The sequence below is a fragment of the Bacillus sp. T2.9-1 genome (genome assembly GCF_950097965.1).
GTDB classification, from domain to species: domain Bacteria; phylum Bacillota; class Bacilli; order Bacillales; family Cytobacillaceae; genus Niallia; species Niallia hominis.
Window position 1 is genome coordinate 1 of record NZ_CATNHG010000024.1, and the last position, 19,420, is coordinate 19,420.

The window sequence follows — 19,420 nt, forward strand, 5'->3', positions numbered from 1 at the left end:
CCTTAATCAACAAATTGTTGTCGTTGCACAGGTCTAATTGTAAATAAATTTCCAAATGGACAGGAGCCGCCTTTAGAAAGGTAATTACTTTTTTGGCTCTAAGTAGAGTAAACAATTAAACTGAAAATTATGACACTATTTACGCAACACTAGTGAATTACGATATAAATAAAAAAGCCTTATCCCTTATATATCAAGGTTTTAGACATTAACTAGCATACATCATTTAAACGAATTACTTTTCTCGATTAAACCAGTCATTTTATTGCTGGCAATATCTTTCCCATTCACCCAATTATTAAAATTAAAATCCAAAGCTTCCTTCCCTTGAGCTATAGAAGTAATAATTCTCGATTTATTAAAGGAATAGGAAAAGGTATGAAGTGTTCCAAATAGGTTTTCATAATCTGTAAAAAATACAGGGGAGCGTTTATTTGCGAAAATTTTAAACATCTCGTCTTGTGTTAGTTTATCTCCATAAAATGATTGTAAATAATTATTTCTTTTGATCGAACCATCAATAGATAATCTATTTTTTTCTTGGAGTTCCTGCGTTTGAAAATGATTAACACATGATAAAAGGGAATCATCATTTCTGATACAAATTTTTTCCGGGGTTGCTTCAATAACCGCAATGTTGCCTTTTTTATCACCCAAGGAAAAATTATAACACGCTGAATGCGGTAATTCTTTTAGCAGAGCAAATGCATCATCGACTGTGGAGCAAGTATCCAATGCCATCCTGATTGATGTCCAAGGTGAAATACCTTTTGTATATCCATTATAACTTACAAAGTGTAGTCCCATTACTAATCCTTCCTGATTAGCTCCATCGTGTCTCCCTAAAATTTGGAGATTATATCCTGCTGTGGCAAGTGCTGTCTTTGATTGGACTAAACTAAAAATACCATCATAAAAATCGGGGGAAAAATCATAGTTCCTAACATAATATTGATCTGTAAGTATAGCCGTGCACCCCATCGCATCTATCTTTGGAACATCATAACCACTAAACATGGATGCAGCTCTAATAGATGAAATTCCCAATCCTTGTGCTAGTCCTTCCAACTCTTCTAGTAGATGGGGAGTATAGGATGAAAATATGGAGCGCATATTTTTATAGTCAATGTCATGCTCGAAAATCTTATTCCACATCGGAACAAGAGAACTATCCAGTATGTGCTGTCCTGTTTTCATCCCAATATTAAAAGAACTATCTTCTCTAATTTGAACTATCTTCACCTCAAATTTCTTCATAACTAGTACCTCCAACTTTTAGTTCTGGTTTATTTTCATATGAATCTCACCTCCATGATACTTGCAATTAAAGATAATTTCCTGTCAATGGCTGCTCTTTTTAGTCTGTTCTAGTTGTCCATTTTTTCAAAAAAGTCCTTCAGCAAAACATACTTGCTAAAGGACTTTTGGTTTTATTTTGATTCCACACTATGTCCGCCAAATTCATTTCGTAAAGACGCAACAACTTTACCTGAAAATGTATCTTCATCTAATGAACGATAGCGCATCATTAAAGATAATGCTGTAACTGGCATAGCCGTTTGTAAATCTAATGCTGTTTCCAGTGTCCATTTTCCTTCACCAGAAGAATGCATTACACCTTTAATACCTTCAAGCTTTGGATTTTTAGAAAAAGCATTTTGCGTTAATTCCATTAACCAAGAACGAATGACAGAACCGTTATTCCAAACCTTTGCCACACCTTCGTTATCAAAATCATACTCACTTTTTTCCAGTAGCTCAAAACCTTCTGCAATGGATTGCATCATGCCATACTCAATTCCATTATGAACCATTTTCAGAAAATGGCCGCTTCCAGATACACCAGCATACGTATAGCCATTTTCCACACATAAATCCTTAAACAATTCTTCTACCTTATCAAATATTTCTTTATTGCCACCAATCATCATACAAGCGCCATTTCGAGCCCCGTCTACACCGCCACTTGTACCAACATCTAAATAGAAAACGCCAAGTTCTTCTAAATCAAGCCCTCTTCTTTTCGAGTCTTTATAATGAGAATTACCACCATCAATAATAATATCCCCTGTTTCCACATACTTCTTTACTTCGCGCAACACATTTTCTGTCACTTCTCCGGCAGGAACCATTAGCCAAATTACTCTTGGTGTAGGCAGATTTTTCACTAAATCCTCAATTGTATTTACTCCTGTTACATTTTTATGAGAAATTTCTTTTACAGCGCTTTCATTTATATCAAAAGCTGTTACACTATACTTATGATCCACCATATTTAAAGCTAAGTTATATCCCATTTTTCCTAAACCAATAAGACCGATGTTCATTCGTTATTCTCTCCTTTTGAAAAAATATTTCTCTATATAAATTATTATACGAAATTTTTTTCGAAAATAATACCCCTTTACGAATATTTTTTGAAAAAAAAAGTTATAATAAGAAAAATTTTTTCAAGAGACTAATTGTGTTATACTACAACTATATTAATTTGGAAAGGATAGAAGTCTATGGCGCAAAATTGTCTTGGGAAAATTCGTTCCTATTACGCTAGACTAAGTGAAAAAGAAAAAAAAATCGCTGATTACATTCTTGAGAATCCTGAAAAAATCATTCATTCCACCATCAATGAATTAGCAGAAGATTTAGGCGTTGCGGACGCAACGGTTTTTCGGTTCTGTAAGCGGATTGGTTTTAAAGGCTATCAAGCAATGAAAATAGCTTTAGCTTCTGAAGTAATTGAACCAATTCAGCAAATTCATGAGGAAATTAGCGAAAATGATAGTGTCAAAACCGTTACTGAAAAAGTATTTAAATCCAATGTACGAACACTTGAAAATACATTGGAAATACTAAACGGCCATTCTATTCAAAAAGCAGTTGAATTATTATTACATGCAAAACGAGTAGAGTTTTATGGTACAGGTGGTTCAGCTGTTATTGCAATGGATGCTTTCCATAAATTTGTACGAACTGGAATTAAAGCGTTTTCATTCGTAGACTCTCATTTTCAGCTAATGTCTTCTTCTCAACTATCAGAACAGGACGTCGCTGTCATTATTTCACACTCTGGTACTAACAAAGATACTATTAGCATAATGAAAACAGCTAAAAGTAATGGTGCTAAAACCATTGGAATTACTGGGTATCCCAAATCACCAATCGGTCAGAATTCAGATGTAGCTCTATTCACAAGCTCTGAGGAAACGGAATACCGTTCGGAAGCTTTATCTTCAAGAATTGGTCAGCTTAGTTTAATTGATGCATTATATGTAAATGTGATGATTTTAAATAAAAATATTGCAAATCAATCATTAGAAAGAATCAGAAATGCTATATCTGATACAAGAATATAAGGGAACGAACGATTCTTACTACTTCCATGTTTTAACAAAGCCAAAAAGGGAGTTAGTTATGGTTAATCCATAATTAGCTCCCTTCATCTATTCAAACTATTATAATATCTCCATATTAATAAAAGGAGTATCAAATTCAAGCTGTCCTTTAATTCTTTTTAAATTCAGTTTTTCTCCCTTCAAAAAGGAATCCAAATCAATGATTAAAGGCATTCGATCACTACCAATCGCAAACCATGCTTTTTTTTCATGAGGGAGATATGCTGCGGTGTGAAGTGTTCCAGACCAAGCATTATACTTATTTGAAAACACTTCCTTATCCTTATCATTCAATATGCGAAAAGCTTCATATACATTGGAATAACTGCCTTGTTGTCCTTCTATTATCTGCTTTCTTCTTATGGAGTCATCCATTTGATATTGGTTTTCTTCCTTTAAGATTTCGAAATGATTGGTACTTATATTTGATTTTCTTGCAATAACTGACCTTGGAGTTGCTTCTACCACGTATGCTTCTCCACAATTGTCTAATAATACATAGCTAAAAGAAGTTCGATGAGGAATTTCCTTTAATAAAGCAATTGCTTCTTCCACATTTGCACATGTTTCTAAGATTATTCGACCAATCATATTACATATAAAACCATCCCCAGAACCAACTCGATTAATAAAATTATAGCCCATCACTAGACCTTTTTCATTCATGCCATCGATTCTTCCAGTTATTTGCATAGATGGACCAATAACAGCATAACCCGTATCAGTTGGCTGATATATCATGTAACGCCCTTCGTATGAACCAGGATGACTATCATAGTTTCTAATTAAGTAATTCGATCCTGCTAAGATCGAACAGCCACTTCTTGCATATTCGACGTAATGGCCACCAAATTCCCTTAATGCATCTTCGAGTTTCCAGTGGAGAGCGTCTGCTAGGCCATTGATTTCTGCTAGCATTCCCGGAATAAACTTATTAAGAAGCTGGATGGATTCTTTTTCATTTATGGTAAAATAACGTTTCCGCTTTGATGTCCAATGCTTTATTCGATTAGGCAAAATAGGAGATTCCTTCAATAATTGTCCTTGCATATATCCAAAATCATAATGATTTCCACGAAATTGAATGAAATCACTATATACTTGTTTCATCAACATTTCCCCTTTAATTGCTTCCATATGGAGAATATAACTATACTATATTTTTAGAGAATAACAAGTAAATTGCTTTTGGTAAATGTTTTTTCGAAATTGAGATATCTGTTTGCTTAAAATAAAAGAATATTCTAAATTTAAACTAAAAACATTTCCTGTTAATTAACATAAAGAGGGTACTCATCGCTCGCCCAATAGAAAGCATAGTGTTTTCATGTTGCGGATTAACACAGACTTTTATTGAAACCTTCTTTAAAACAAAAACACGAACAATTATACATGTTTTGTATAACTGTTCGTGTTTATCACTAGCGGGAATACTTATATCCCAGCTTCTTCCACTATAGGGATTCTATTAAACAATTAAATCTAATATTAACACTCCTGCAAATGCGACGAATGATAATACCGTTTCTAGAACTGTCCAAGTTTTAAATGTTTCTTCTACTGTTAACCCAAGGTATTCTTTTACCATCCAGAATCCAGCGTCATTTACATGAGAGAACATTAGAGAACCTGCACCTGTTGCGATAACTAACAGCTCCACATTTACTCCTGACATTCCAGCAATAATTGGGGAAACAATTCCTGCAGCTGTCGTTAAAGCAACTGTTGCTGAACCTGTAGCTATTCGAATTAATCCAGCAATTATGAAAGCTAATACTAGTGGTGATAAAGATAAGCTTTCCGACATTGTTCCAATCGTACTCCCTACTCCACTATCAATCAACACCTGTTTGAACGCTCCACCTGCTCCAATGATTAATAAAATGGAACCAACTGGTAAAAAACAGTCCTCTGTAAATTTTTTAATACTATCTTTATTCATTCCTTGACGTATACCAAGGAAATAGAAGGCAAAGAATACAGCAATTAATAGTGCTAATAATGGACTACCTAGAAAGGCAAGTACATTTCTTACCCCTTCTGAAAAGATCGTCAAATAAGGTGCAGCTGTTCCAATTATCATTAAAATAACAGGTAATAAAATAGATAAAAATGATACGCCAGTACTTGGCAATTTATCTTCTGCTATTGGTTCTGCAGTGATAAGAGAAGATTCTCCCTTTGGAAAAACATGCTTATTAATCCACTTCGCAAATAATGGTCCACCAATGATTCCAGCAGGTAACGCAATAATCAGTGAATATAATAATACAGTTCCTAAATTAGCATCAAAAATTCCGATTGCCGCAATCGCACCAGGGTGTGGCGGAACAAGGCCATGGACGATTGACAATCCAGCAATACCAGGCAATGCTATCAATAGAATATTCTTCTTTGTTGCTTTTTGAATAGATATAACTAATGGCAATAATATTAAAATACCAACCTCAAAAAATACGGGAATTCCGATAATAAAGCCAGAGAAAAACATTGCCCATGGTAATTTCTTTTCCCCAAAAACGTTTACAAAAAAGTTAGCAATTTTTAATCCTGCTCCAGATTCTGAAAGCATTTTCCCCAAAATAGTCCCTAATGCTAATATTCCTACTAAGTGACCTAAAACACCGCCTACACCAGTTTCATAAGCGCTTACAATCTTATCAAAAGATAATCCTGAAAAAATGGCTAGAAATAAACTTGCTACTGTTAAACTGATAAAAGCATGCCACTTTAATAGTGAAACTCCTAAAATAACAATAACTATGGAAAGTAATGCAATAATTAATAAATAGGCATCCATCTTTGTACCCCTTTTCCCTTACGTTTGAAAGTGTTTTCATTTGATGTTTTTATTATACGAAAAATTTTTTCTTTTATCAACCCATTATTAAAGAAAATTTTTTATTCTTAATATTTCTGAAAAATTGAGTTTTCTACTTTTCATTCTTTTCACCTTTCAAGTGGGGGAACTTTAAAAAAATTTCATTAAAGACTAAAGAATACCACCGCCTATTTCGCCATATATAATGGAGAATCAACTTATATACTACTAGCTGCTAAGCTAATTGATGGCACTAGTTAAGACTATATAAACGGGTGAAGAATCTTCGAGTGCACCAAAATTTTTTTGATGCTTTTTAATTACAACAATTACCTATTTCATATTGGACAACCAACTAATGAAAGGATTTTACATATTATAAAGGAAAAATGAAGGAGGTTCACTTATGCAGCCAACGGTCATTACAGGACTTAACGGCGTGATTTATCAAAACTTTCCTCAGCCAGCATATGGAGCTTGGAATCAACAGCTGTTAGGAAATAAAGATAATTATTACTACATGATTGGAGGTCAACTTTATAAGATTGCTCCAAGACCACAAGGGACACAAGCATATTATCCATATTTAGGTCCCAATGTTCCTTTGAATAGAAGCAAAAGACAGTGGTATTAATTTTAAATTCCTTTTACCAAAAGATATGTAATTATTTCTGTTTTCTACATTACTTAATAAAAAATATTAGGTAGTCACTTTCGTTTAAATTGACATAGAATTACTTAAGAGTATGAGTGGAATAAAAGAACTTATTCCGTCTGTAAACATACAAAAAGCTCAAACCACTTAGTAAAAAGAGATTTGAGCTTTCCTGAAATGTATGACCTGTACTGGGTTCGAACCAGTGACCCCTTGCCTGTCAAGCAAGTGCTCTCCCACTGAGCTAACAAGTCATGTTAATTAGTATTTTTCATCTTAAGCCTATCATATCATGTCCTCTCTCCATTTTCTATAAAAAATAAAAAAGTGACGGCATCTCCATCACTTTTTTAACCCTTATTGCATTTCTCCAAGCAGCTGTTCTAATTGATTGGTAATCCTGTTTCCTGAATCTTCATCTAATAAATAGGTTTGATTGACTTGCTTTGTAATTTGATTATCGGTAACATAGGCTCCTGTTAAGATATTGGTTGCACCTAAATTTGCTAACACAGGTTTCAATGCGTAATCTATTACTAATAAATGAGCATAGCTTCCTCCAAGCATTAAAGGAAGTATCGTTTTATTTCGAAGACTCTTTTGTGGCAATAGATCTAGAAATGTCTTAATGATGCCTGAATAAGAAGCCTGAAATACAGGTGATAGGACAATCACTCCATCACTTTGTTCTACGTTTTGTCTTGCTTCCTTAATTTCTTTATTCATAAAATCAGCGGTAATTAAGGCAGCGCTTGGCAATTCATGTACTTGTATGACGTGGACTTCAACCTTCTCTTTTTCTAAAAAGTCAGCAGTATATTGTAAGATACCTGTTAATCTTGAGTCTATTTTGTGTCCACCAGCTATGATGGTTACTTTCGTCATTGATGTCTCCCCTTTATAAAAATCTTCTATGTGAATAATAGTTTTTTTCCTTGTGCAATTATTTTATCATGAATAACAGTTTATGCGCTTAAACCCTGTTTCTAAACAATTATGTTACATAAATCACTTTTCTTATCAAGAAAGTTCACATTTAAGACATATTCTTTTGAACGATTTGTGAATTGATTCACATTATTATTTTATTTTAATAAGTATTTGATATATTTAACTTGTAAATAATAAAAACGAAAAATAAGAAAAGGATGATTCTTATGTTTATCGGATTTTTAAGAGAAAATAAAATTGCAGCTGGCATTTTAACCATCATTCGTTTATTCCTTGGCTATTCTTGGTTTACTTCTGGATTTGGTAAACTTACTGGTGGGGGTTTTGATGCTTCTGGATTTTTAACAAATGCAGTTACTAACCCAGTCATGGGTCCAGATGGCGGAGCAGTCTATGGCTGGTACACTAGTTTTGTAGAAGGATTTGCATTACCGAATGTAGGTTTATTTAATGTTCTCGTTCCTATTGGAGAAACATTAGTCGGTCTTGGGTTAATTTTAGGTTGTTTTACTACTGCTGCAGCATTCTTTGGAGTATTAATGAATTTCTGTTTCTTGCTTGCTGGCACCATTTCTCATAACCCAACAGATATCTTATTGGGCATGATCATCATGATTGCTGGAGCAAATGCAGGATATTACGGTCTTGATCGCTGGGTACTGCCTTATGTTAGAAAAGCAATCTTTAAAAATGAAGATGATAACAAAGAATTGAATAAAAAACCTCGTTTGACATAATGATGAAAGTGCACTTACTAAAATAGTAAGTGCCTTTCTTTTCTGTTCTATTCGCCATATAAAACCAGTTTATGCTGCTTTAGACTTCTTTGACAATCTATCACTCGTTGGTTTTTACTTCCTTTATAAAGGAGACTTAAATCTCTTTGTTCGATTAGAAACCGGCCATCAACTAAAACATCTAAATATATACTTAATTCCGCAAACTCTTCCTTAAATTCTGTCACTAGCTCTTCCCAGAGAAATCCTGTATAGCACCAAATATTTTTATTATTTTCTTTGCATTTTTTAGCTAATCGTATAAGTTCTCTTATTTGTAGCATTGGCTCTCCACCACTAAATGTAATATCATTTAATGGATTTCGATTCAATTGACTCATCATTTCGTCAATTGACATCTCGATTCCTCCATCTATTCGCCAGCTCTCTGGATTATGACACCCTCTACAATAATGAGTACACCCAGCAAAAAAAATAGTAGTTCTTAATCCTGGACCATCGACAATACTATCTTCAACTATTGATAATACTCTCAACGATGTTTAACCCTTTCCCGCTCTTCTGCACGCTTAGCTGTATTCCAACGATCAAGTGATCCAACAAATAGCGATAGGTAAGTCTTTGGTTCCTCCTGTTGTCAGGTTTTCCTCCGTAAACAATCATTTCAGATTGAACTTTTCCCCCGCTCCACACCGTACGTGAACCTTTCAGCTCATACGGCGTTCCATCGTTTTCACATTCTATTTGTTTTAAACATTACTTACACACTTCGAAGAAGATATATTTCACTGTATATTCGTTTCTTTACCCAACGCTAAATTTCTTCTACAATACTTTCTACTTTGGCTATTAATCTTAATTTGTTCAGTTTTCTTAGCTGTTTCTCATTTAATCCCAATATCTTTAGATATTTATTAAGTGTCTCTTTTTTTGTTGCGTGAATTAGTTTATGCACTGTTTCTGAGACAATTAATAAATTCGAGTAGTTGTCACTGCCTCCATATTGTTTCGGAACCTTATGATGACAATGTATATCATGCGCTTCTAACAATTCATTTGTCACTGCACATTTTCCATATTGTGCAGCATACAATGATATTCTATTATCTGCGTATTCTATAGACTGACCCTTTACTGGATTTCGCATTAACCATCTTAGTACGCCCGTATCAAACTTTAAATTTTGATGTTTTAATGCTCTTCCTTCTTTTGTATATCTATTAATCTTTCGAGTTCTTGACATTGGGATTTTATTTGAAACAAAACCTATCGGAAGAATATAGTGATTTCTCAGATATCTTAATCTTCTAGATTTACCATACCATTTTAGAACACTTGACTTGTATATACTGCTATCTTTCATATTACCTTTTGGTTCTTTGCTTAAGCCTATTCTTGTTAGCCTATTCTTAAGCATATGACCTGTTCTCCATTCAATATTACGGCAATCTACTGATATATGTGTCGCTATACGATAATAATTATGAACACCCATTACTAATGCATTATATCTGCTTATTGCTTGATATTGTTTTTCTTTTTCTTGTGTGTTCTCAATTTTCTCGATTGCTTCTCTTATCTGTATTATGATTCTTTCCTTTGCCTTATCGCACATATAGGATTTAACAACCCATTTATTCTTTTTTGGGCTTAAGTGGACTTTTAGCTTATAACCAAGGAACTCTGAATATTTCTTACGAAGATTGACTATTTTCGATTTTTCTTTACATATGTCAAGTTTCAATCTTTCTTCTAGCCATTTCTTTGTTCCTTCAAAGGTTCTTATTGCTTCATTATAGCTTTTGCAAAAGATTTTAAAATCATCTGCATATCTTACTATAAATATTGGTTTTAACTTTGAGTCTTTTTTAAGCTTCGAATATTTTGCTGAGTTATCAACTGAACCATTTTTCCTTATATAAGGTTTGTATGGACTACGCATAGGAAAGCTTTCCCATTGTGATTCAATCCATTTATCTAGTTCATTTAATACTACATTTGCTAACAAAGGTGATAATATTCCACCTTGTGATGTTCCTTTTGTCGGATATATTACTTTTCCGTTTTCAAGTACCACAGGTGCTTTTAGCATTGCTTTAATTATTGATAACAACTTCTTATCTCTGACTCCTAGTGTCCAAAGTTGTTTTATTAATTTACTATGCCAAACATTATCAAAGAATCCTTTGATGTCCACATCTACCACGTAGTGCATGTTTGAATTTTGCATTAATTGCATAACTCTTGCTATTGCATTTTCAGCAGAACGGTCAGGTCTGAAACCATAGGAGTGATAATAAAATTTAGCTTCAACTATTGGTTCTATTACTTGCTTTATACATTGCTGTACAATGCGGTCAATAATGGTTGGTATTCCTAAAGGTCTTTTCTTACCATCCCTTTTTGGTATTTCTACCCTTCTTACTGTATTTGGTCGGTAATTACTGAACTTTCTATTGATTAATTTTAAGTAGTCTTCTTCATTTAGCTTTGATAAGTCATCAATTGTTCTCCCATCTATTCCTGGAGTATTGCTTCCGTCATTCTTCTTTATATTTCTATATGCCAACATTATGTTCTCAGGTGTTGTTATCAACTCAATTAAACTGTTGAAATTTTTTCCTTTTGTGCTATCTTCATATAATCTATCAAATGTTGTTTGCATATCGTAATATTCCGAGTGACGTATTTGACTTATCTTCGGTAACTTCTTTTTCAGTGTTTTATTCTGCTTCGAAGTCAACACAGGCATCCCTCCTTTATTGGATGGATTTTCTTTGTCATACTCGAAGCTGTGTTTATAATGTTTTCAATTTAAAATGTAAATACGACTTGAGGCTATCCCTCCATGGATTATTATCTCCACTTCAACGGTACTATGCCTCTGCTCTCACCAAGATTAAAGATAGTTATATCCTTATGAATTTCCTATCTAACGCTTCACTAGCCTACAACTGCCTCAACGTTCTTGGCTTTCCACGTTCCAACAATCCTATCATTTAAGTTCCTTAGGTGCTTCCTTTGAGCCTGATTGCTTGACATCGCCTTTAACGATGTAAGGATTTTCGTGGTTACCGTGCTACTCATCCTCACAATCTCCAATTACCATGGAGCCATACATTTCTGTATGGTATCACTAAGACCCTTTCATTCGGAAGTTCGTCAGTACCTTTCTTATGAAGCTTGTACATTCTCACCATAGAACTTGACACCCGACCTATTATTTACAACCTCCACCTCTGGAGATATTTCCTCATCAAACTTATATTGTTTATGTTAGGGTAAACTTCAGTCGACTTCACCGAGCTTCTGACCAATCATTTGTTGTACGATTCTTAGCCAGTCGGAGTATCAGTGGGGACATTTCAGGGCGTTACTCCATCATTCTATCCCTTAGATTGTCAGTTCTCCAAAGTTTGTCTCATTACTTAATGTAATAATTCAACTTCGTGCTTAACCTTTTCAGTTAAGAACGTGTCACACGATATCCAGTAATTCTTCGTATCCGTTCAATCTTTGTCTCTTCCTTTTCTCCACACTTAGGACATTCGTTATCAATAATCCCTTTATAGCCACAGCTTATGCAACGATCCACTGGATGATTAATACTTCCATAGCCAATCCCTGATTCTTTCATTGTCCGGACGATTTTCTCCATCGCCTCCATATTTTTACTAGCATCACCATCTAGTTCGACATATGTTATATGACCCGCATTCGTTAAAGAATGAAATGGTGCTTCCCGTTTAATTTTTTCATAAATAGATATTGGATAGTAGACGGGGATATGAAAACTATTAGTAAAATAATCTCTATCCGTCACTCCTCTAATAATTCCAAACTTCTTTCTAGTTGCCCGTAATGCTTTTCCCGCAAAGGATTCCGCAGGTGTTGCAAGCAGTGAATAGTTCAGCTGATATTTTTCCATTGCTTGATCCGCTTTTTGGCGCATAAACTGAACAATGCGCAAACCAAGCTCATACGCCTTTTCGCTTTCTCCATGGTGAAAACCAAGCAAAGAAACTAAACACTCTGCTAAACCAACAAACCCAATCGATAATGTTCCTTGCTTTAAAAGTTCATCTAGTTGAGCATCCATCTGTAGCTCTTCTCCACCTTGCCAAACTCCTTGTCCATATAAAAATTTAAAATTTGCTACTTTTTTCTTTCCTTGGTAATGATATCTTTCTAGCAGTTGTTCAATAACCAAGTCTATCGTTTCATTCAATTTATAAAAAAACGATTCTATTGTATTGGACTCTAAGCCAAGCAAAGGGAGATTAATACTTGTGAAAGATAAATTCCCTCTTCCAATTGTTTGTTCCCTTCCATGGATATTTCCCATTACTCTTGTTCGGCATCCCATTGTTGCAACTTCTGAATGAGGAGTACCGTCATAATACGCTAAATTAAATGGCGCATCGATAAAAACAAAGTTAGGAAATAATCTTTTACTTGTTGTCTCAATTGCTAAACGAAATAAATCATAGTTTGGATCTTCTTTTTGATAATTTATTCCATCCTTCACTTTAAATACGATGATAGGAAAAATTGCCGTTTCGCCAGCACCAAGACCTGCTTGTGTTGCGAGTAGCAAGTTCTTTGTTAACATTCTTCCTTCCCTCGATAGATCTGTCCCTAAATTTACTGAAACAAATGGAGTCTGCCCCCCACCTCTTGAATAGTGATAGGTAACATTTTGAAGTTATCACCATGTTTTCCCCCACTCTACACCGTACGTGAACCTTTCAGCTCATACGGCGTGCCATCGAAATAGTAAAATCAAAAATTTACTAAAAGGTAATGTTGTAATTTCCCACTAGCTTTCGGAGTTCGTTAATCTTTTTCATTTCCTCCTCCTGAAGGCTATATCTCTTAATGAGACGCTTCTGTGTCCTGTCATTATTAGTGTGTACTAGCAAGTGAATATTGGTAAGGAGATATACTAGGTTACTGTATTCATCCGTTCCACCTTTTTGTCTTGGTATTTTATGATGACATTCCATATCATTGATTGTTAGTTCTAATCCTGTAACAAAACATCTACCGTGTTGAGCAGAATATAGCGAAATTCGGTTATCATTATATTCAATACTTCGATAGACTATAGGATTTTCCATAATATGTTTAAGGACGAATTGGTTAATATTGATTAATTTATCATGAACAAGCTTTCTACCTTCATCTGTATAATTGGATATTCTTCTATTAAATAAGGTTGGTCGCCTGAACTTGATACCTGAGATTGGATATAATGCAATTTTATGCATAAAGTATTGTTTTCGATGAGCATATTGACCATAGTGCTTTTTGTATGTTTCAGAAAAATGCCCTCGATGTGAAACACATTTTTTCCATCTCTGTTTTAATCTGTATAACGTATCGTTCTCAATGTCACTGAAGTCCCTGTTAACGTTGGTTGCAATACTGTAGTAGTTGTGCACCCCAATAATAAGTGAGTTTAGCTTATACACTTCTTTTGGAGTGTTGCTATTTTCTATTTCGTCTATTTTCTTACGTATCTCTGATTTAATTCGAATTTTCTCTTCGTCAACCATATGTGATTTGATAACGTAGCGTTTTTTCTTCCTTTGTACTTTAATCTTAATGCCAAGGAACTCTGTATAGTTTTTCTTAAGATTTACAATACTTGATTTCCTTTCGTTAACTTCTAAGTTTAACCTTTCCTTAAGCCAGTTGATAGTTGCAATATAAAGCTTTTTGGCATTTTCATAGCTATTAGTTAGGATTCGGAAGTCATCTGCATATCGGACGAAAAAGCACTGTTTTAATTTGGTTCCGTTTCTAAGTGCATTCAATTTATTTGAATTATTTTTGTAAGGTAAATTTTTAAAGTTCCCCTTACCATTTCCTCCACAGCGCTGTTTTGCAGGAAATTCAATCCATTGTGAAGCAATCCACCAGTCAAGCTCATTTAGTACAATGTTTGACAGAAGTGGGGAGAGGATTCCTCCCTGAGGTACACCTTTTGATGATTTTCCCTCATTTTTCATTTCTGCTTTTAACATTTTACTAATTATTGAGATTAACTTTTTGTCTTGAATGCCTAAGCTCCAAATTTGTTTTAGAAGTTTTCCGTGATTAACATTATCGAAAAATCCTTTAATATCGACATCTACAGAGTATAAACATTTGGAGGAGTGAACATAGCTGTAAAATTTTGCAATTGCGTGTTGAGTACTCCTATTTGGTCTGAAACCATAGCTTTCATTAAAGAATTTAGCTTCACAGATAGGTTCCAAGACTTGTTTTATACATTGTTGGATAAGCCTGTCTTCAATTGTCGGAATTCCTAAAGGACGTAAATCCCCATTTGGTTTAGGAATCAATTTCCTTTTTACTGTTTGTGGTTGATAGTTGTTAAGCCTTCTTCTAACGTAAGAGATGACGTCGTTAACATTTTCCACACCAATATCTAAGATAGTTCGTCTGTTCGTACCACTAGTTTTACTCCCTCTATTTTTCTTAATGTTTCTGTATGCTAGTTTGATATTTTCCTCGCTAATAATAATTTCATAGAGGTTTTTGAACACATTGCCTTCATTAGATTCGAGATATAGCTGGTCATAGACTTCCTGAATATTGTAATATTCATTGTACCGTAGACTTTTCTTCTTTTTAGCCATAGTCATAAGTCGGTGTTACCACCTCTCTTAGTCATACTCGAACCTTATGATTATTACAAAAGAACCATGATTTTACTATTTCGACTAGAGGCTATCCCTCCACCATGTTTCCATGGCTTCAAAGGTACTGTGCCTCCGCTCTCACTCGGATTTAATACGTTATAACAAATTGCTTTTGAACCGTATTTACGCCTCATTGGTGGTTAATCCTCTGCGTTCCGAGCTTTCCCCGTTCCGATATTCTTATCCTTTCATATACCCTTAGGTTCCATCTATGAGCCTGCTTGAACGTCATCACCTTTAATGATGAAGGGTGTTTCATAATGCACCATTTTACTAAACCCCTCAAGCACCTAACAATGTAGGCATATGCATTTCTACATATCACACTATAGACTCTTTAGGTCAATGGTTCGTCGGTGGTTTGCCAACCACATTCTAACCATAGGTATTTTATGGACTCCCGGCATATAGGCTACGCTATTCACCTCTGAATAGGTTTCGAATCAAAAAGATTTTCGGTTGCTCTCTGCCGACTTCACCGAGCTTCGTACCATCAAATGTTAACCCATTATCAGGCACGTCGGAGTATCAGAGGAAGCATTTCAAGGCGTTACCCTATCATTCTACTTCTCAGAATATCAGTTCTAACAATAAAAAATTGTTGTACCAGCTTTTCACTAGTAAACGGGTCACACATGCATCGAGTTACAATTATGTATAAATGCCTCACAAGCTTGGTAAGTTTCTCTTTCTGTCCATTTCCAAGCACTACGTTCCAACTCTTCACTGTCATCTATTAAGTCACTTAAACGAAGCTTATTTTGGCAGTATGTTTTATATACATATGGTGCTAGATCATAGTCTAACATTGGGATAGATTGTCCCCCGTGTTGCTGATTTTGGTTAGCTTGTAAAATGATGGATGTAAGCGCCATTGCACTCATAATAGATTTTGGCTCTCTCATAAATCCATGACCAGTATTAAACCCATTTTTTAAGAGTTTAGCTAATGGGATTTGACAGCAAGTTGTCGTACCAGAAGAAAAAAAATCAAGATCATGAATATGAATATATCCTTCTTGATGTGCCTCTCTCACCTCTTTATTTAACAAATGCTCCATTGTATAATACTTGGAAGCAGTAGCAGCAAATTGCATCATATGACTCATCGGTGACATCCCATCAATATTTGCATTTTCTTGGATAAAGTCTTGATTATTGTTTTTCATTATTTCATCAAACTCACTTACTAATTGGACATTCTTGCCCATCTAACTCACTCCATTCATAAAGGAATCTTTACCCATTATAATGGCATTTCTTTTAATAAATCTATATATTGTGTTAAATTCACAAAATATACACAATATATAGATTAACTTAAGTTTCCCCTTCTGTGAACCTGACCTCCTACTATCCATGAAGAATTATTATTGATACACTATTGGTAAATTCAGTGACAAAGAAAGGATAAGGATAATGATGACTAAAGGGACAATAAAAGAGGAAACTTTATTTAGCAAAGAATTAGGCGAAGAAATAACATTACTAATCAATCTTCCTCCTGCCTTCTCCCCTCTTTATAAATACCATTTGCTAATCGCACAGGATGGGAAAGATTATTTTCAATTCGGTCGAATTGGAAGAGTGGCTGATGAATTACATGCAAATCATCAAATAGCGGAGACTATCATTGTTGGAGTCCCTTATTCGTCTGTCCATGATCGTCGGGAAAAATATCATCCAGATGGCCCTCAAAATACAGCATATATCCGCTTCTTGGCACATGAACTTGTTCCTTATCTAGATGAACAGTTTCCAACTTATCATATGGGATTAGGACGTGGGCTGATTGGAGATTCATTAGGCGCTACCGTATCCTTAATGACTGCATTAAAATATCCACATACCTTTGGCAAACTCTTACTGCAATCTCCATTAGTAAATGAGAAGGTATTACAAGCCGTTCGCAAGTTCGATTCCTATCATTTACTAGAAATTGATCATATTATAGGTACAGGTGAAACTGTCGTAAAGACAACAATCCAAACAACAGAAGATTTCCTTACACCAAATAGAGAAATGGCGCATCTTCTTAAATCAACAAACTCTGATTATACTTTTGAAGAATTTGATGGAGATCATACATGGAAGCATTGGCAACCATATATAGCCAAAATGCTAATAAGAATGTTTCCTTCCTAATTGGAAACTAATTTCGTTTAGCTTTTTTAAGCAATAGTGAAAGTCACCCCTCGTATAAAGACATGAGGGGTTGCTTGCTAAACATTAGATTTTTTCTGAAATCTTTGAACTTAAAAGAATAATTTTGTTATAATATCTTACATATAGAACATTGAAATCGTAATAATAGATAGTCCATTTTCTATATCTTTAAATAATGTTTTTATTATGAAATGGAGGTCCATCAAATGAAATATGGTATTGCTATTTTTCCTGGAAAAGACTTGCAGGATTTGGCCAATTCCCTTCGTAAACGATATGATCCGAAGTATGCTTTAATCCCGCCACATATTACATTAATTGGTGATTTTGAAGCGGGAAACGAAGAAATTGGAGAAGTAAGTAAGAAACTTGCAACGATTGCAAGTCATTATCATTCTATTCCTATAAAAGTATCAAAAGTAAGTTCTTTTAAACCCGTCAGCAATGTGGTCTATTTAAAGATTGAACCAAATTCTGATTTAGAACACCTTCATCAAGAGCTAATTAGTACATTGGGAGTTAGTCCAGAGCATCCATTTGTTCCACATATTACTCTTGGCCAAAATTTATCGAGTGATGAGCATTTGGATTTATACAGCAATTTACGGATGCAAAACTTTCATTTTGAGGAAAAATCAGACCGCTTCCATTTGCTTTATGAATTGGAAAATGGATCATGGACTGTTTATGAAACTTTTAGGTTAGGAAAGGAATCGTGAAAAAGTGGAAGTAATCGTCGTGAAAACAGATAAAGAATTAGAAGATGCATACTTTGTACGTAAAACAGTATTTGTAAAAGAACAACATGTACCAGTCGAAGAAGAAATAGATGAATTCGAACAGAACAGTACACATTTTGTACTTTATGATGACAATAAAAAACCAATAGGTGCTGGTCGCTATCGATCATTCGATGAGTATGGAAAAGTGGAAAGAATATGTATCCTATCTACCAATCGAAAAGGTGGCGCTGGGAAAGCGGTCATGAATAAAATAGAAGAATATGCCTTAAATAACGGTACTCCTGCTTTAAAGCTTAATGCTCAAACACATGCTATTCCATTTTATAGCAAACTAGGATATGAAGTTATTTCCGAGGAATTTTTAGATGCCGGTATTCCTCATAAAACAATGATAAAAAAATTATAATGTTATTTGGTTGTCCCAAGATGCAATCTTTCCTCTAAAAGGATATCGATTAGAGCATCATAATTGGGCAGCCTTTTTATTTACAACCTAAAGCTTTAGGTTTAACTTTCATGGATTTGCCTAAAATAGATGTTGGAAAGGGTGGGTTGCATGGAATTCAAACATATATTTAGTGAACTTATTATCGGATATTTTTTGTTGCTTCTTTTAACAAAAATATTAGGAAAAACCCAAATCACTCAGATTACTACCTTTGACTTTGTTTCTGTTTTGGTACTAGGGGAGCTTGTAGGGAATGCTATGTATGATACAGAAACAGGAATTAAAGAAATTACCTATTCTATCCTGCTTTGGGGAGCTTTAATCTATGTTACAGAATTTATTACACAAAAATTCCGAAAAACTAGACAGCTATTCGAAGGAAAGCCATCTATTGTTATAAATAAAGGCAAAATTGATTTTCATGAACTTAAGAAAAACCATTTGGATATAAACCAGTTACAACATTTACTCCGTGCAAAAGATGTATTTTCGATTGCCGAGTGTGCTTATGCTATTTTAGAAACGGACGGCACCATAAGTGTATTAAAGAAATCTGCATATTCAAATCCGACAAAGCAAGATATGAAAATACCAATTGAAACCATTTCACTTCCGATAAGTGTCATTTTAGATGGTGAAATCATAAGAGAAAACTTACCTCGAATAGGCTGGTCCGAGGACCAATTAATGCAAGAATTAAAGAACCAAAATATCCCATCTTATAAAGATATCCTTTATGCAGAATGGTGCGAAGGCTCTCCCTTATATGTACAGAGCTATGATATGAATTAATTTCC

General features: G+C 34.5%; 15 protein-coding genes, 1 tRNA gene and 2 pseudogenes. 7 read left to right on the forward strand and 11 right to left on the reverse strand.

What is annotated here, in order from left to right; genetic code table 11:
• Positions 1-222: 222 nt before the first annotated feature.
• Positions 223-1,257, reverse strand: a complete 1,035-nt coding sequence (locus tag QQZ16_RS02290) for a C45 family autoproteolytic acyltransferase/hydolase (RefSeq protein WP_235252282.1) — start codon at positions 1,255-1,257, stop codon at positions 223-225.
• A gap of 173 nt (positions 1,258-1,430) precedes the next feature.
• Positions 1,431-2,327: a phosphogluconate dehydrogenase (NAD(+)-dependent, decarboxylating) gene (gnd, locus tag QQZ16_RS02295; RefSeq protein ID WP_284561049.1), complete on the reverse strand. Its 897-nt coding sequence runs from the start codon at positions 2,325-2,327 to the stop codon at positions 1,431-1,433.
• 180 nt (positions 2,328-2,507) lie between these two features.
• Here gnd and QQZ16_RS02300 point away from each other — a divergent pair, with 180 nt between their 5' ends.
• Positions 2,508-3,353, forward strand: a complete 846-nt coding sequence (locus QQZ16_RS02300) for a MurR/RpiR family transcriptional regulator (protein ID WP_284561050.1) — start codon at positions 2,508-2,510, stop codon at positions 3,351-3,353.
• Between the two features lie 99 nt (positions 3,354-3,452).
• On the opposite strand, the gene QQZ16_RS02305 is transcribed toward QQZ16_RS02300, so the two are convergent.
• The gene (locus QQZ16_RS02305) at positions 3,453-4,502 is read right to left on the reverse strand and encodes a C45 family autoproteolytic acyltransferase/hydolase (RefSeq protein ID WP_284561051.1); all 1,050 of its coding nucleotides are present in this window, start codon (positions 4,500-4,502) and stop codon (positions 3,453-3,455) included.
• Between the two features lie 358 nt (positions 4,503-4,860).
• Positions 4,861-6,192, reverse strand: a complete 1,332-nt coding sequence (locus QQZ16_RS02310; protein ID WP_284561052.1) for a GntT/GntP/DsdX family permease — start codon at positions 6,190-6,192, stop codon at positions 4,861-4,863.
• A 427-nt stretch (positions 6,193-6,619) separates the two neighbouring features.
• On the opposite strand from QQZ16_RS02310, the gene QQZ16_RS02315 reads away from it, so the two are divergent.
• Positions 6,620-6,847: a hypothetical protein gene (locus QQZ16_RS02315; protein WP_031536812.1), complete on the forward strand. Its 228-nt coding sequence runs from the start codon at positions 6,620-6,622 to the stop codon at positions 6,845-6,847.
• A 203-nt stretch (positions 6,848-7,050) separates the two neighbouring features.
• Here QQZ16_RS02315 and QQZ16_RS02320 read toward each other — a convergent pair.
• Positions 7,051-7,122, reverse strand: a tRNA-Val gene (locus tag QQZ16_RS02320).
• A gap of 103 nt (positions 7,123-7,225) precedes the next feature.
• Entirely contained in the window at positions 7,226-7,753 is a 528-nt protein-coding gene (gene ssuE / locus QQZ16_RS02325) for an NADPH-dependent FMN reductase (protein WP_031536811.1), read from the reverse strand.
• Between the two features lie 272 nt (positions 7,754-8,025).
• On the opposite strand from ssuE, the gene QQZ16_RS02330 reads away from it, so the two are divergent.
• Positions 8,026-8,556 (forward strand): DoxX family protein, encoded by a 531-nt coding sequence (locus QQZ16_RS02330; protein WP_031536810.1) that lies wholly within the window; start codon positions 8,026-8,028, stop codon positions 8,554-8,556.
• Positions 8,557-8,603: 47 nt separating this feature from the next.
• On the opposite strand, the gene nrdG is transcribed toward QQZ16_RS02330, so the two are convergent.
• From nrdG to nrdD (QQZ16_RS02355), 5 genes and pseudogenes are all read right to left on the reverse strand, one after another.
• Positions 8,604-9,092, reverse strand: coding sequence for an anaerobic ribonucleoside-triphosphate reductase activating protein (gene nrdG, locus QQZ16_RS02335; protein ID WP_235252278.1), 489 nt, complete (start codon positions 9,090-9,092; stop codon positions 8,604-8,606).
• Positions 9,093-9,370: 278 nt separating this feature from the next.
• Positions 9,371-11,299, reverse strand: a complete 1,929-nt coding sequence (gene ltrA, locus QQZ16_RS02340) for a group II intron reverse transcriptase/maturase (RefSeq protein WP_268817920.1) — start codon at positions 11,297-11,299, stop codon at positions 9,371-9,373.
• 735 nt (positions 11,300-12,034) lie between these two features.
• Positions 12,035-13,261, reverse strand: a pseudogene (gene nrdD, locus QQZ16_RS02345) (anaerobic ribonucleoside-triphosphate reductase); the annotation flags it as partial.
• A gap of 88 nt (positions 13,262-13,349) precedes the next feature.
• Positions 13,350-15,203 (reverse strand): group II intron reverse transcriptase/maturase, encoded by a 1,854-nt coding sequence (gene ltrA / locus QQZ16_RS02350; RefSeq protein ID WP_251630023.1) that lies wholly within the window; start codon positions 15,201-15,203, stop codon positions 13,350-13,352.
• Between the two features lie 698 nt (positions 15,204-15,901).
• Positions 15,902-16,477 (reverse strand): annotated as a pseudogene (nrdD, locus tag QQZ16_RS02355) (anaerobic ribonucleoside-triphosphate reductase); the annotation flags it as partial.
• Between the two features lie 208 nt (positions 16,478-16,685).
• Between nrdD (QQZ16_RS02355) and QQZ16_RS02360 the strand changes: the two are divergent.
• The 4 genes from QQZ16_RS02360 (at position 16,686) to QQZ16_RS02375 (ending at position 19,415) form a co-directional block, all read left to right on the forward strand.
• Positions 16,686-17,411 (forward strand): alpha/beta hydrolase, encoded by a 726-nt coding sequence (locus QQZ16_RS02360; RefSeq protein WP_284561054.1) that lies wholly within the window; start codon positions 16,686-16,688, stop codon positions 17,409-17,411.
• Positions 17,412-17,638: 227 nt separating this feature from the next.
• On the forward strand, positions 17,639-18,151 hold the full coding sequence (locus tag QQZ16_RS02365; protein WP_031536803.1) for a 2'-5' RNA ligase family protein: 513 nt from the start codon (positions 17,639-17,641) through the stop codon (positions 18,149-18,151).
• Positions 18,152-18,155: 4 nt separating this feature from the next.
• Positions 18,156-18,581 (forward strand): GNAT family N-acetyltransferase, encoded by a 426-nt coding sequence (locus tag QQZ16_RS02370; protein ID WP_031536802.1) that lies wholly within the window; start codon positions 18,156-18,158, stop codon positions 18,579-18,581.
• A 150-nt stretch (positions 18,582-18,731) separates the two neighbouring features.
• Positions 18,732-19,415: a YetF domain-containing protein gene (locus QQZ16_RS02375; RefSeq protein WP_284561055.1), complete on the forward strand. Its 684-nt coding sequence runs from the start codon at positions 18,732-18,734 to the stop codon at positions 19,413-19,415.
• The last annotated feature ends 5 nt before the right edge of the window (positions 19,416-19,420 follow it).

Bases quoted from the DNA above. Each gene is read 5' to 3' on its own strand.
- QQZ16_RS02365 (WP_031536803.1), top strand. From the start codon at position 17,639: ATGAAATATGGTATTGCTATTTTTCCTGGAAAAGACTTGCAGGATTTG.
- QQZ16_RS02300 (WP_284561050.1), top strand. From the start codon at position 2,508: ATGGCGCAAAATTGTCTTGGGAAAATTCGTTCCTATTACGCTAGACTA.
- QQZ16_RS02375 (WP_284561055.1), top strand. From the start codon at position 18,732: ATGGAATTCAAACATATATTTAGTGAACTTATTATCGGATATTTTTTG.
- QQZ16_RS02305 (WP_284561051.1), bottom strand. From the start codon at position 4,502: ATGAAACAAGTATATAGTGATTTCATTCAATTTCGTGGAAATCATTAT.
- ltrA (WP_251630023.1), bottom strand. From the start codon at position 15,203: ATGGCTAAAAAGAAGAAAAGTCTACGGTACAATGAATATTACAATATT.
- ssuE (WP_031536811.1), bottom strand. From the start codon at position 7,753: ATGACGAAAGTAACCATCATAGCTGGTGGACACAAAATAGACTCAAGA.
- QQZ16_RS02290 (WP_235252282.1), bottom strand. From the start codon at position 1,257: ATGAAGAAATTTGAGGTGAAGATAGTTCAAATTAGAGAAGATAGTTCT.
- QQZ16_RS02310 (WP_284561052.1), bottom strand. From the start codon at position 6,192: ATGGATGCCTATTTATTAATTATTGCATTACTTTCCATAGTTATTGTT.
- QQZ16_RS02330 (WP_031536810.1), top strand. From the start codon at position 8,026: ATGTTTATCGGATTTTTAAGAGAAAATAAAATTGCAGCTGGCATTTTA.
- gnd (WP_284561049.1), bottom strand. From the start codon at position 2,327: ATGAACATCGGTCTTATTGGTTTAGGAAAAATGGGATATAACTTAGCT.
- QQZ16_RS02360 (WP_284561054.1), top strand. From the start codon at position 16,686: ATGATGACTAAAGGGACAATAAAAGAGGAAACTTTATTTAGCAAAGAA.
- QQZ16_RS02315 (WP_031536812.1), top strand. From the start codon at position 6,620: ATGCAGCCAACGGTCATTACAGGACTTAACGGCGTGATTTATCAAAAC.